Source organism: Wolbachia endosymbiont of Drosophila willistoni (assembly GCF_040084705.1).
GTDB classification, from domain to species: domain Bacteria; phylum Pseudomonadota; class Alphaproteobacteria; order Rickettsiales; family Anaplasmataceae; genus Wolbachia; species Wolbachia pipientis.
Genome location: NZ_CP157591.1, coordinates 1005143 through 1018865 on the forward strand (window position 1 = coordinate 1005143; position 13723 = coordinate 1018865).

Annotated in this window: 15 protein-coding genes; 4 read left to right on the forward strand and 11 right to left on the reverse strand. The window is 35.2% G+C overall.

Annotated elements, in window-relative coordinates; all coding sequences use genetic code 11:
• The first annotated feature begins 29 nt into the window (after positions 1-29).
• On the forward strand, positions 30-2690 hold the full coding sequence (gene secA / locus ABL518_RS05115; protein ID WP_022626296.1) for a preprotein translocase subunit SecA: 2661 nt from the start codon (positions 30-32) through the stop codon (positions 2688-2690).
• 9 nt (positions 2691-2699) lie between these two features.
• Here the strand turns inward: secA and ABL518_RS05120 are convergent, their stop codons facing one another.
• Positions 2700-3965, reverse strand: coding sequence for an ankyrin repeat domain-containing protein (locus tag ABL518_RS05120; protein WP_010081832.1), 1266 nt, complete (start codon positions 3963-3965; stop codon positions 2700-2702).
• 90 nt (positions 3966-4055) lie between these two features.
• Between ABL518_RS05120 and ABL518_RS05125 the strand changes: the two genes are divergently transcribed.
• Positions 4056-4888, forward strand: a protein-coding gene (locus tag ABL518_RS05125; RefSeq protein WP_095742620.1) for an IS5-like element ISWpi1 family transposase whose coding sequence is annotated in 2 segments (ribosomal slippage) — positions 4056-4425 and positions 4425-4888 — 834 coding nt in all. Because the reading frame shifts where the segments join, the coding sequence is not laid out codon by codon here.
• Between the two features lie 23 nt (positions 4889-4911).
• Here the strand turns inward: ABL518_RS05125 and ABL518_RS05130 are convergent.
• The 5 genes from ABL518_RS05130 to ABL518_RS05140 all read right to left on the reverse strand — a co-directional run bounded on the left by ABL518_RS05130 (position 4912) and on the right by ABL518_RS05140 (position 7634).
• Positions 4912-5076: an IS3 family transposase gene (locus ABL518_RS05130; RefSeq protein WP_080717620.1), complete on the reverse strand. Its 165-nt coding sequence runs from the start codon at positions 5074-5076 to the stop codon at positions 4912-4914.
• Positions 5066-5230: a DDE-type integrase/transposase/recombinase gene (locus tag ABL518_RS06610; protein ID WP_156768648.1), complete on the reverse strand. Its 165-nt coding sequence runs from the start codon at positions 5228-5230 to the stop codon at positions 5066-5068. Before ABL518_RS06610 ends, ABL518_RS05130 begins: the two co-directional genes overlap by 11 nt.
• 84 nt (positions 5231-5314) lie before the next feature.
• Positions 5315-5656 (reverse strand): IS3 family transposase, encoded by a 342-nt coding sequence (locus tag ABL518_RS06615; RefSeq protein ID WP_095866567.1) that lies wholly within the window; start codon positions 5654-5656, stop codon positions 5315-5317.
• Between the two features lie 51 nt (positions 5657-5707).
• Complete coding sequence (locus ABL518_RS05135; protein ID WP_010081854.1) at positions 5708-5971, reverse strand: transposase; 264 nt, start codon at positions 5969-5971, stop codon at positions 5708-5710.
• Positions 5972-6113: 142 nt separating this feature from the next.
• Complete coding sequence (locus ABL518_RS05140) at positions 6114-7634, reverse strand: HlyD family type I secretion periplasmic adaptor subunit (protein ID WP_010962735.1); 1521 nt, start codon at positions 7632-7634, stop codon at positions 6114-6116.
• A 265-nt stretch (positions 7635-7899) separates the two neighbouring features.
• On the opposite strand from ABL518_RS05140, the gene fabG reads away from it, so the two are divergent.
• Both fabG and ABL518_RS05150 read left to right on the forward strand, forming a co-directional pair.
• Positions 7900-8634, forward strand: a complete 735-nt coding sequence (fabG, locus tag ABL518_RS05145; protein WP_010962736.1) for a 3-oxoacyl-[acyl-carrier-protein] reductase — start codon at positions 7900-7902, stop codon at positions 8632-8634.
• 95 nt (positions 8635-8729) lie between these two features.
• Positions 8730-9065 (forward strand): TrbC/VirB2 family protein, encoded by a 336-nt coding sequence (locus ABL518_RS05150; protein ID WP_095742708.1) that lies wholly within the window; start codon positions 8730-8732, stop codon positions 9063-9065.
• 21 nt (positions 9066-9086) lie between these two features.
• On the opposite strand, the gene ABL518_RS05155 is transcribed toward ABL518_RS05150, so the two are convergent.
• The 5 genes from ABL518_RS05155 to atpH form a co-directional block, all read right to left on the reverse strand.
• The gene (locus tag ABL518_RS05155) at positions 9087-10367 is read right to left on the reverse strand and encodes a M48 family metalloprotease (protein ID WP_095742709.1); all 1281 of its coding nucleotides are present in this window, start codon (positions 10365-10367) and stop codon (positions 9087-9089) included.
• Positions 10368-10438: 71 nt separating this feature from the next.
• Entirely contained in the window at positions 10439-11092 is a 654-nt protein-coding gene (gene ribB / locus ABL518_RS05160) for a 3,4-dihydroxy-2-butanone-4-phosphate synthase (protein ID WP_038198925.1), read from the reverse strand.
• Positions 11093-11098: 6 nt separating this feature from the next.
• Entirely contained in the window at positions 11099-11593 is a 495-nt protein-coding gene (greA, locus tag ABL518_RS05165; RefSeq protein ID WP_010082628.1) for a transcription elongation factor GreA, read from the reverse strand.
• 9 nt (positions 11594-11602) lie between these two features.
• Positions 11603-13144 (reverse strand): F0F1 ATP synthase subunit alpha, encoded by a 1542-nt coding sequence (gene atpA / locus ABL518_RS05170; protein WP_038198926.1) that lies wholly within the window; start codon positions 13142-13144, stop codon positions 11603-11605.
• Complete coding sequence (atpH, locus tag ABL518_RS05175) at positions 13141-13701, reverse strand: ATP synthase F1 subunit delta (protein WP_010962742.1); 561 nt, start codon at positions 13699-13701, stop codon at positions 13141-13143. The genes atpA and atpH overlap by 4 nt, the downstream gene beginning before the upstream one ends.
• Positions 13702-13723: the final 22 nt, after the last annotated feature.

The window sequence follows — 13723 nt, forward strand, 5'->3', positions numbered from 1 at the left end:
TCATATTAAATAAGACTTTACTTAAGTTTATGCTAGATTCTCCGCTAATTTTGACAGCCATTCTTATATTTTTCATTTTTACGTTGTCATTCTTTTTTATAAGAAAGATATTCGGGTCAACAAATAAGAAGATAATAAAATCCTTTAGGAAAATTGTTCAGCAAATAAATGCATTAGAAACAGAAATGCAGAGTTTATCTGATGAGGAGCTTGCTGGTAAAACTGAAGAATTCAAACAAGAATTGAAAAATGGGAAAACGTTAAATGATCTTCTCGTACCTGCATTTGCAGTTGTGCGTGAAGCCTCTCGAAGGTTTCTTAACATGAGGCACTTTGATGTTCAACTGATTGGTGGAATGGTGCTCCACAATGGTATGATATCAGAAATGAAAACAGGAGAGGGAAAGACACTCGTTGCAACTTTAGCAGCATATCTAAATTCCTTAGAAGGGAAAGGCGTACACGTCGTAACTGTTAATGACTACCTTGCAAAACGAGACACAGAGTGGATGAGCAAATTATATAATTCTCTTGGGGTTTCTGTTGCGTTTATTACGAATAACTTGACAGACGAAGAGAGGAAAGAGGCTTACAGTGCAGATATCGTGTATTCCACAAATAACGAGCTTGCCTTTGATTACCTGCGAGACAATATGAAATTTTCTCAAGAAGACATGGTTCAGAGAGGCTTTCACTACGGAATAGTTGATGAAGTGGACTCAATACTCATTGATGAAGCTCGCACTCCGCTTATTATTTCTGGCCCGGTTGAGGAAAACAATCAGATATATAAGCATATCAATAAAATAGTAACCAAATTAGTTGACTCCGATTATGAAGTAGATGAAAAAGGTAGAACGGTATTCTTGACTGAAGATGGTATTTCACGAGTGGAGGAACTACTAAGGTCATACAATCTCATTCCTGAAAATTCCTCGCTCTATGATACTGACAGCATGATAATGACTCATTATATAGACCAAGCATTACGTGCATATAAGCTGTTTACTGCTGATAAAGATTATATAGTAAAGGATGGCAAGGTAGTGATTATTGATGAATTTACTGGGCGTATGATGGAGGGCAGGAGATATTCCGATGGTCTTCATCAGGCACTTGAAGCGAAGGAGAATCTTGAAATTCAGCATGAAAACCAAACTTTAGCATCGGTCACATTTCAGAATTACTTTCGTATGTACAATAAACTTTCCGGAATGACGGGAACAGCAGCAACAGAGGCAGAAGAGTTTCGTGATATATACAGATTAAATGTAGTAAAAATTCCAACCAATGTACCTGTAAAAAGAGTTGATATTGATGATGAAATTTACGGTACAGAAAAGGAAAAATTTAATGCTGTGTTGAAGTTTATAGAAGAATGCTACAAACGCCTTCAACCGGTCCTTGTTGGCACGGTGAGCATCGAAAACTCTGAGAAGCTTTCTGCGCTTTTGCAAAGCCATTCTCTTAAGCATTCAGTATTGAATGCTCGTTATCATGAACAAGAGGCGTACATAATAGCGCAAGCTGGGGTGCCAGGTAGTATCACTATAGCAACTAACATGGCAGGGCGTGGAACTGATATTCAACTCGGTGGAAATGCTGAAATGATCGCAAAGGTAGAGCTAAAGAAGATAAAAAATGCTGATGAAAGAGAAAAAAAATACCAAGAAATAGTTGAAAGAGTAAAAAAAGATAAGGAAATTGCTATAAAAGCTGGTGGTTTATGTGTGGTTGGAACCGAAAGACATGAAAGCAGGAGAATAGATGATCAATTACGCGGCCGTTCTGGTCGTCAGGGGGATCCTGGACTTTCTAAGTTCTTTTTATCGCTCGAAGATGACCTAATGAGAATATTTGGCTCTGATAGAATGAGAAGCTTTTTACAAAAAGTAGGGTTAAAGAATAACGAAGCTATTCATCATCCATGGATCAATAAGGCACTCGAGAAAGCGCAAAAGAAAGTTGAAGCTAGAAACTATGACGTGCGGAAATCTCTACTTAAGTTTGATGACGTAATCAATAACCAACGTAAAGTTATTTTTAAACAGAGAAACAATATCTTAGGCAACGAAATTAATGATTTACTTGAAGTATATAGCGAAGTAAATGAGAGCGTAGTAGAAGGTATAATCCAAAGTGGCTATTATGAGGATTATATTGAAAATATAGTCAAAGAATTCCATACAAGGTATGGAATAACGCTTGATAAAGAAGACTTGGCAAAGTTTTTGAATAAACAAGAAGCTTTGAATTATATAAATGATAAGATACAAGAATTTTTTACTGAGAAAGAAAAATATTTCAACAGTCAGCACACTACAGATTTGTGGAATACGATCGTGAAGCAAATGATGATAATGACACTTGATCATTTATGGAGGGAACACCTTTCAGTTCTAGAGAGCCTAAGACAAAGCATAAGCTTACGTGCTATGGGGCAGAAAGATCCACTGAATGAATTTAAACGCGAAGCTTTCTTGATGTTTGAGTCAATGCTTGAAAAATGGAAGGAACTCACCATTCACCGCTTAGCACACTTTAAGTTGGCAGACAACCAAGAGATAGGCAATAGGTTACATTCTGCTAGAAATAGCAGACTTCCCAAAGTCTCAAGAAACGACAAATGTCCTTGCAACTCCGGAAAGAAATACAAACACTGCCATGGTGCGGTTACTGTGGTGAGCTAATAATTATGGTTATACAGTTTGTTTATTTCCATCAACATTACTGCATCTAACCTCACTTAGCTTACTGTTTAATGAGTGCTCTGATGACTTATACGCAGCCCCATAGGAAATTCCACCAACTATCAGTGCAGATGCTACAGTAATTCCAATTATTGCTAGTGCAGGTAATGCAGTAGCGTAAACGAGTGCTAATGGAGTAACAATGGCAGCTAATATACCCACAGCAACTCCTGCTGTTATAGCTTTAGATCTATGAATAAATGATGGATCTGCACCATCATTTAGTAGAAGTTTTGCTAGCTTTGGGTATCCACGCTGAACAGCGTAGTGTAAAGGAGTTCTTCCTCCTCGATCTTGTATATTAACATCTGCTCCTTTTTTTAGTAAAACTTCTACTACTTGTGTGTGTCCATGCTTAGCAGCATTATGTAAAGGAGTTCTTCCAACTTTACTTTGCACATTAACATCTGCCTCTTTTTCTATAAGATGTTTTACTACCTCTATACGACCATGCTTAGCAGCATCATGTAAAGGAGTTCTTCCATATTGGTCCACTACATTAACATCTGCCTCTTTTTTTATAAGATGTTTTACTACCTCTATATAACCATTATTAGCAGCATTATGTAAAGGAGTTCTTCCAACTTTACTTTGCACATTAACATCTGCCCCTTTTTTTATAAGATGTTTTACTACCTCTATATGACCATTATTAGCAGCATCATGTAAAGGAGTTCTTCCAACTTCACTTTGCACATTAACATTAGTGCTTCTTCCCAATAGATTTTCTAATACCTGTGTATGTCCATACTTAGCTGCATAATGTAGAGGAGTTTCCCCATACCTATTTTTCAGATCGATATCTGCTTCTTTTTTTGACAAAATTTCTACTATTCGTATGTGTACATGTTTAGCAGCAACATGTAAAGGAGCTTCTTTGCAATATCCATTTTTTATACCGGTTTTCGCTCCATTGTCTAATAGATTTTCTACTATTTGTATGTGCCCATGTTCAGCAGCAACATATAAAAGAGTCCTTTCATATTCTATAAAGAACCCTGTTAATTTTGTATCTTTAGCTATCATACGCAACATGATACCTGGTAAAAACAGGTGATCTATATCAAACTTGTTATCTTTCCACCCGTTGTATACGCGTGGATCCTTTTCCTGCAGCTTATCCTTAATTTTATCAATTATATTATCTTTATTGAAGCCTTGATCATTAATTTCTTGTAATATTTCCTTTAGCATTTCTTCAAATTCTGATCCCACTATTTCCTACCAAGCTATAAAACTTTATTAAGAGGTTGTCCGGAAACAAGTAAAAGGCTATAATATCTGAAATTTTAGTACGGGGTAAAGATGAGAAAAAAGTATCCAACAGATCTAAGCGAAAGGGAATGGGCAAGAATAGAAAAACACTTCAGAGTATCATACAAGAAAGGAGGAAGGCTGCCAAAGTATAGCAAAAAAGAAATATTAGAAGCAATTTTCTATGTATTGCGTACAGGGTGTCAATGGCGGTATTTACCAAATGATTTTCCGCTATCGAAGACTGTGTATGAGCAGTTCAGGCAATGGAAGAAGCAGGGAATTTTTGAGAAAATGAATTATGAAATTACAAAATATAGTAGAAGAAAAATAGGAAGGAATGAGCAGCCGAGTGCCTGTATAGTAGATAGTCAATCTGTAAAGACTACAGAAAAGGGGGGATCAAAGGCTATGATGGAAGTAAAAAAGTAAAGGGTAGAAAAAGGCATATAATTACAGACACTCAGGGTTTTATACTAGGTTGTTACGTAGGCGCTGCTAACGAAAATGATAGAGATGGTATTAAAATAGCATTAAACAATATGAGAACAAAATATACTAAAGTTAAAAAAATGTGGGCTGACATGGGATACCAAGGAAGAAATTTAAAGAATCACATAAAGGAAGAATATGACATAGATATTGAAATTGTTAAAAGGCCTCCATGTAGATTTTGGGTGCACAAAGATACGCCACCTGAGCTACTACCAACAAGAGAACAAGGGTTTAAAGTACAGCCAAGAAGATGGGTTGTAGAAAGGACTTTTGCTTGGGTTAATAGGAATAGAAGGCTATCGAAGGAGTATGATTTACTCACAACATCCACTGAGAATTTCATATACCTAGCTATGAGTAGGGTTATGTTAAAGAGGGAATATGCTTGAATTTACTTGTTTCCGGACAACCTCTAATAGTGACGTTGTTTGTTATAAAAAATTTCTATATATTCAAATATAGCAGTTTTGATATGCTGTTTAGAGTGCCGAGAGGTGTCTATTGGTAACTCCCTTTTTAGAGAACTGAAGAAGCTTTCCACAACAGAATTGTCGTAACAACAACCTTTATAACTCATCTATGTTTTTTATGGATAAGAGATATTGATAACCTTGCGAAGTATATTGTGAACCTTGATCACTATGTAATAGTAGATTTTTGGCAGGTTTACGCTTGTTAACGGCCATTAATAAAGAGTCCATAACCAATTGTTTATTTATTGAACTGCTCATTAACTACCATGCGTGAATATAGATCGATTATTGTTGCCAAATATAGCCATCCTTCTTTGGTTTTTATATAAGTAATCCCATACTTTATTTGGTTGATCGACAATAAAGTTTTGGTCTAATATATTGGGAGCTACTGTCCGTTTGTTGTTTCTTAATTTTAAATTTTCTTCTCAATATAGCCTGAATACCATTTTTCTGCATAATACTTTGCACTGTTTTTAAGTTGCAACTTTTACCCAAAGCCTTCAATTCAGCATGAATTTTAGGAGCTCCATATCTACATTTAGAAGCTTGATATATTTTTTGAATATCTGCTAATAACTCTTTATTTGCTGATTCTCTACTGCTTATTTTCCTTGTAGTCCACTTATAGTAGCCACTAGCAGAAAACCCTACATAATTCCTGCACTTTATAGTGTTTACTATGCTCTTTTATGAAAAAATATTTTACTCTTTTTGACTGGCCAGGGCTTTTTTTTAAATGTCTCTTTCCCTTGTTACTCTTGCTAACTCTCTTTGTAAATCAAACCTCTCTTTGTCGTAAGGAGCCATGTTACCTCTACCTGGAAATGCATTTGCCGCTGACTTTTTTTCGTTATATTTCTTCATCCATTTTCCTAATACACTATCCCTTATTCCTAGATCTCTTGCTACTTTTGCAACTGGTTGACCTACCTTTCTTTGTTCATTTGCCAGCTTAACAGCTTCCAATTTGAATTCTGCCGTACATTCTCTTGCCATTTCTAATCCTCCAAAATTTTATTTTACCCGAAAAAACTCCTTTCTTTCTCTCCACTTTTTCTGGGTAAGGTCAAGAAGCCTATTGTCTAATTATGTACCTAAATTTTATTACGGCACTTTCACTACTACTTTAACGAGTGAGCTACCTTTCTATAAAAGACCTATCGACTGTTGCAATTATAGGCGTAAACAAGAATGATAAAAGAGTACGAGATTGAGTAACTATGTACACTTCTGCTGGCATACCAGGGTATAGGTATACGTTTTTAAACTGAGCAAGCTCTGGTTTTGGTATCACTACACGTACTGAATAATAACGCCCTAGTCTTGGATCATCAAGAGCGTCAGGAGAAATATGGCTTACTATACCACTAATTAAACTTAAACGACGTGCACTGTAAGCACTTAACCGGACTTTAACCTTTAGCCCTTCTAGCCCATCAATAGAGACTATGTTGCTATCTTTCTTTTGTGCCGACAGTACCTCTTCTATGTTTCTGGTCTGAATTTTAGCATCTATTATTAGGTCATCATCCGATGGCACTACGCTCATGATCGGAACTCCAGATTGTATAACACCACCTTCAGTATGGTATCTTATATCTGTGACTATCCCATCTTGAGGAGATTTAATTATTGTACGTGCTAATGAATCTTCAGCAACCATCAGCCTCTCTTTCAAGTCTGCAATAGACGTACTAACTTCCTTAAGTTCAGCGTTTGCTCTTTCTTGAGAATCGTTTCTCACGTTTATAATTTCTAATTCGTTCTCTCCAATTTTTTGCTGCACTTGAGATATTGCAGAACGGTAATGTCCAACTCTGCCTTCAATTTCAGCAAACTGCTTTTCTAAAGCTAAAATGTGTGGTTTGCTTATATGGCCACTATCAAGTAATTGTCTTTTTGTTTCCAACTCCTCAGTTATCAAGTCATATTGCTTATGAGCTGCATTTAGTTGAAAGTTTAGCCCCGCTAATTCATCATTTAACTGCTTTATACGTTGTTGCAGTATGTCTGTTTTTCCCAATATGCTCTTTCTCTGAGAGTTGAACAACTTTACTTGATTCTTTATCGCTTTATTTACAAGTTCATCGTGAGATAATTTTTTAACCTCATCAGGAAACTCGAGCGTGTCCAAATCTACTCTGATTGCAAGAAGCCTTGCTTCTGTTGCTAAAAATGATAAGAGCTTCTCTTTGATAATACTTAAATTCGCCTTCTCGTTAACATCACTCAACAAAACTAGAGGCTCATCTTTTTTAACTGCTTGGCTCTCTTTGACTAAAATTTTGCTTATTATTCCTCCACCCAAGTGTTGAACTATTTTCCTATTTGAAGATACAATAACTTCTCCACTTGCATGCACCGCACCGTCAATTGGAGCTATAGCCGACCAAATACCACCTATCCCAAAAAAGATAAGTATTACTACCAGACCAAAAAATAGTGGTCCCCATGTTACTCTCAGAACTTCATTTACGTTATTACTTTCACGTTTTAAAATAAAATTTATCATCGCATCAATCAATGCGAACGTCTTATCCAAAAATTTTGGGTACTTCTTCTTTTTATTTTTTGCTCCTTGCATATTTATATTATCACTATGGCCAATCAAGCCTGTCAAAGAAAATCCAGTGCTAAGCTTTTTTAACTTACTGATCATAATACTACTGTGAATTTGTGTTAACTCAAGATAACACACAAAAACAAAGAATCTATAATTTAAGCATTCCATTTAGACTGTAGAGCACCAGAATAAACTATTTAGTAACAATTCCTGCATAACTATGTTTTTAAAATTTTTTGACGTTTAACTTTATTATAACTTTTCCTTTATTTTGTGAATATCTGAGTTACTTATATTATGTAAGAAATCTATTGCCAACTAGTCAATATTCTGTTAGGAATTAAGATAATATAAAGTTATTATGTTTGGATTGGAAAGCAGAAAGTTCCTGATTACTGGTGCATCAGGCGGAATAGGGCAAGCAATTGTAAAAATTATGCACAAAGCCGGAGCAACTTTATGTGTTTCTGGCACAAAAAAAGAAGTGCTCGAAGAAGTTGCTAAACAATATGAAAAAAATATGCACGTACTCCCTTGTGATTTATCAAATGCTGAGGAAGTAAATCAACTAGTAAACAGAGCAAGTGAGTTGATGGAAGGCTTTGACGGGCTTGTATGCAACGCGGGCATTACGCAAGACAGTTTATTATTGAGAATGACAGATGAAACATGGCAAAAAGTAATTGATATTAACTTGAGTTCTACATTTAAGCTGAGTAGAGAAGCATGCAGGAAACTAATTAAGAATAATTGGGGAAGAATTATAAATATTTCCTCAATAATAGGGCTGACAGGAAACGCCGGGCAAGCAAATTATGCAGCGTCTAAAGCTGGAATAATAGCTATGAGCAAATCTATAGCAAAAGAAGTTGCAAGTCGTAATATAACAGTAAATTGTATTGCTCCTGGGTTTATAGATACTAAAATGACTGAAGTTTTAAATGAAGTGCAAAAGGGAAAAATATTAGATAATATTCCAATGAAAAGAATGGGAACAGGGGAAGAAATAGCAGCAGGGGTCTTATTTTTAGCAAGTGATGAAGCAAAATATATAACAGGGCATGTGCTTAACATTAATGGTGGGTTATTTATGTAGCAACACTTATGTATGGACAAATTATAATTTTTACTTTAAAATAAAAATATGTGTAGGTGTAGGTTTACGTTAATTTATTATTTAGAGGCAAAAAAATGAGCTCTATAATGGAATTTTTTAGTGTTTTTTGCGTAGTATTGCTTTTCTCTTTCTCAGGTTATGCAGCTAACCCTGATATGGATGACACAACTAAAGTAATATGCAATATTATTGGTTATGTTTGGGGGATAGGCGGTCCACTTATGACGGTAGTAATAATTGGTGCAGCTTTGCTTGCAATATTTGGCAGGATGCCGTGGCCAGCCCTCTTTGCTCTTGGCATGTTCTGTGGTGTATTTTTTGGCGCTAAAACTATCATAACGAAAATTATGCCCAATGTAAGCGATGAAGCAAAAGCTATGTTGGAAAATTGTGGAAAGAGAAACCCATAAAAGTACAGAAATGCTTTTTTGTTATCCATTAAATCGCTTCATATCTTCAACTTGCAACAAATAAGGGCTATCTTTTGGTAAAGTTTTAACAGCTAGCTCAGCATATTTTGTAAATTGCTTTAAATCACCTTCAATACAAGCCTTTTTTGTCAAAGAAAAATAATGCATTGCCGTATCAGCGTCACATTTATATGCAACGCTTAAATATTTCCAGACAAAAGCGTTATTTGGTTCTACATTCAAAATCTGCTCCAGGTAAAAAATTGCCTTTTTTGCATCACCGTGTAATAATAAAGTATGAGATAATGCAAGTTTCACTAAATAACTGTTTTTCTCAGATAAATACCTAAGCGATTCCTCATACATTTTTATTGCTTCACTTAAATTTCCAGCCTTGTATAGCATTTCTGCTTTTAATTCATATAGGTATGGGTCATTGCGTGACTCTTGAATCAATGAATTAACTTTAGCAATAGCCTCCTCTATCTTTCCTTGCCTATAGCAAACTATAGCATTTACATACTCAGAATTATCTTCATATTTATTAGATAACACATGAATAGGAGCAAAGAAAGAGTCTAGCTTTGCAACCACACGCTCAAACTTTAGTAACTTATCCGCAAAAATTGGTTTTACGTTGTTTTTGACCTTATAATTCTGTACAGCAAATATACGTTTCTCACTAAGTGGGTGAGTACGGAAATATTCCTCGGTATTCTCATGCTCAATACTTTTAAAATAATCAAAAATCTCTTTCATACCTGAATTATCATAGCCAGATTCATCAAGGTACCTTAAAGCATAGCTATCTGCTACACTTTCTTGCTCTTGAGAATAGTTAAAAAATAGCCTTGAACTGAGTGCTACACCACTAAGCAAAATTGCACCAGCAACCTGAGGGTTAATGATAATACTAGAAACTAATCCTACCATATAACTAATCATTGCTATCGATTGAAAATAACCCATAGCACTACTCATTTGCAATATATGACCAGCAGATATGTGAGCAATCTCATGTGCTAATATACCAAGCAAGACATAAGGTTTAGCCGAATATCGTAAAAGCCCTAAATGAATGAAGATACTGTTATTGTTAATTACAAAAGCATTAATCGAACTGTCATTAATTACAAAAACTTTCACTTGATCATGATCAATATCTGCAGCAGAAAATAAAGGTTGCGCTAGCTCTTTCACTATTGCTTCCACCTCACTATCTCTAATAATGTTAATAGAGTAAGCATTATTATAATATGCAAGAAAGAACAATAAGGTCAAAAACTTAGCAATTCTAAACATGAAAATTCTGTGCTTGTATAATTTACAGGAATTTTATATTTTAACACTTAAATTATACAAATTTATAAACGCTAGTTTAATTTTTTAACGTAACTGATAAGTTTGTCGATGGTAGTTAACTTAATTTTATGTTGTTCAGCAAATTTAAGCAACTGAGGTAAGCGCATCATAGAGCCATCATCATTCACTAATTCACACCCTACAGCTGCATGATTAAGACCAACCAACTTTGCTATTTCAACACTTGCTTCAGTGTGACCATTGCGTGCTAAAACCCCGCCTTCATTTGCAATAATAGGGAAAACATGCCCTGGAGTAATAATATCGTCCTTAGTACTCTTTTCATCAATGGCAGTAAGTATCGTATGCGTTCTATCATGAGCAGAAACACCTGTTGTAATGCCATAACGCGCATCAATTGACGTAGTAAATGCAGTATGAGGAGTAAGCTTTTCATCTACATTGCTCTTCCTCATAAACTCAAGATTTAGTTTACTCATATGAAGCTTTGTCATAGCTAAAAATACAATACCAGTACCGTATCTAACCATAAAAGCCATATGTTCTGGTTTTACTTTTTCAGCTAAGACAACCAAATCACCTTCATTCTCTCTACTTTCATCATCAACTAAAATGAACAATTTACCGGAACGAGCATCCTCTAATACATCTTCCACAGAAGAAATACCGGGTAGACTCATTGAAGCATAAGTGGCCTGTACCATAATAATTTACTTAAATTCAATCTTAACTATTTTATACAATTTCTCTCCATTTGGCACTGTCACTTCCACATACTCACCGACTTTTTTGCCGATTAAGGCACTCCCGAGTGGTGAACTAGTAGATATTAACTGCTTTGAAACATCAGCTTCATATTCGCCTACAACCTTATAAACATATTCCACTTCACCGTTATTATCACTTAACATTCTTAATGTCACAGTTGCACCAAATATTACTGAATCACCAGACAAATTTTTTACTTCTATTACTTCCGCATGTGAGAGCTTACTTTCTATCTCCATTATACGGCCTTCAATAAAACCTAACCTTTCCCGTGCAGCATGATACTCTGCGTTTTCAGACAAATCACCTTGATCACGAGCATCAGAAATAGCTTGTATAACAGAAGGCTTTTCTTCCTTTAATTTTTCAAGTTCGGCTTGTATATCCTCAAAACCTTCCCTCGTCATAGGAAATTTATTAATAATAGATGAAGCCATAATTACCACCTAAACGCAATTAAATTGAGTAACAAAATTACTCACAATATTAAAAATATCACCTTTTATATCACCATTCATGTCATTTGACAACTTTTTTAAAACCCCAGGGTGTACAGTACGAAAATAATTAACAAGATCATGTTCAAATTTATTAACGTTACTTATTTGTATTTTACTTAACTGATTATACAGGTTAGAAAAAATATACATCAGCACTACTTGCTCTTCTATTGACATAGGTAAATGTTGTTTTTGCTTTAATAACTCAACAAGATATTTACCCTTATTCAAGGATAATTGAACACTAGCATCAAGATCAGAACCAAATTTTGCAAAATCTTCTAATTCTCTATACTGAGCTAAGCTTAGCTTTATAGAACCAGCAACTTTTTTCACAGACTTTAATTGTGCAGCAGAACCAACCCGTGAAACCGACAAACCTATATTTACTGCAGGTCGAAATCCTTTATAAAATAATTCAGACTCAAGAAAGATCTGCCCATCGGTAATTGAAATAACATTTGTTGGCACATATGCGGATACATCACCAGCTTGAGTTTCGACAATTGGCAAAGCAGTTAAAGAACCCTGCCCTTTTTTATCAGACATTTTAGCAGCTCTTTCAAGCAAGCGAGAATGTACATAGAATATATCTCCAGGGTAAGCTTCACGACCAGGAGGACGTCTGAGCAATAAAGACATCTGCCTATATGCCACAGCATGCTTAGATAAATCATCATATATAATCAAACAATGCATTCCATTGTCACGGAAAAATTCCCCAATAGTGCAACCAGCATAAGGTGCTAAAAATTGCATAGGCGCGCAGTCAGATGCACTAGCCACAACTACAGTTGTATACTCTAATGCTCCGCTTTCTTTCAGCTTATTTACCACTTTTGCTACTGTTGAAATTTTTTGCCCAATAGCAACATAAACACAGTAAACTTTTTGATTTTCGTTTACCTCATCGTTAATCTTCTTCTGATTGATAATAGTATCAAGCGCAATAGTAGTTTTACCAATTTGTCTATCACCAATAATTAATTCACGCTGCCCTCTACCTATTGGAATTAGCAAATCTATAATTTTAATTCCTGTTTGCAGTGGCTCATGCACAGACTTACGATCAATAATGCCTGGCGCTTTAGATTCTATATCCATTCTGTTTTTGGCTCTAATTTCCCCACCGTCGTCCATAGGATGGCCCAACGCATTTACAACTCTCCCTAACAATTCATGCCCTACAGGCACCTGCACAACATCACCACTACATTTTACAACGTCCCCTTCTTTCACATCACGGTCATTACCAAGCACAACTATTCCAGCCGTATTATGATCTAAATCGAGAACTATTCCTTCTACACCACTTGCAAAAAATACCTTTTCACCGAATTTTGCTTTTTCCAGCCCATAAACCAATGCGATACCATCTGTTACTGAAATTACTTCACCTATATTTTCCCGCTTTATAGGATTATCAAACGTCTCAACCTTTTCTCTTATTATACTTGCTATCTCAGAAACATTCATACTGTTCTTCATACAAAATTCCTTACTTTTAATATTTCCATTTTACTTAAGTCAACTAACCTATCCAAGTAACTTTTTAGCGAAGCATCGATCAAATTAAAACCATACCTAACTACGAAGCCACCTAGTATAGAAGGGTCAACCACATTGCTTACTTTTATTATTTTACCAAGAAAGCTCAAAGATTCAGTAATTATTTTTATATCAGATTCCTTTAAAGTTTCTGCTGACTTTATAGTAATTTCGAATTCATTTTCATTTTCTCTTGCAAGACTTAAGAATTTTTCTAATATAAGGATCAATAAACTAGAGCGTTTATTTGCAAATATAACCATAATAAATTTTACTAAATTCTCACTCAAGTGCTCATTTATAGAAAGCATCACTTCTTTTTTGTGTGCAAAAGAAATCATAGGATGAGATAGGTACACAAAAACATCACGTTGATCCTTAAAAAAAGCCAACAAAAATTCTACTTCTTTCCTTATAATACCTAACCTGCTTCCTGAGACATGAAATAGCACTCTAGCGTAAGATGAAACTAAATTATTGTATTGGGTCTTTTTCATATTAAATCCAGTAAATCTAAAT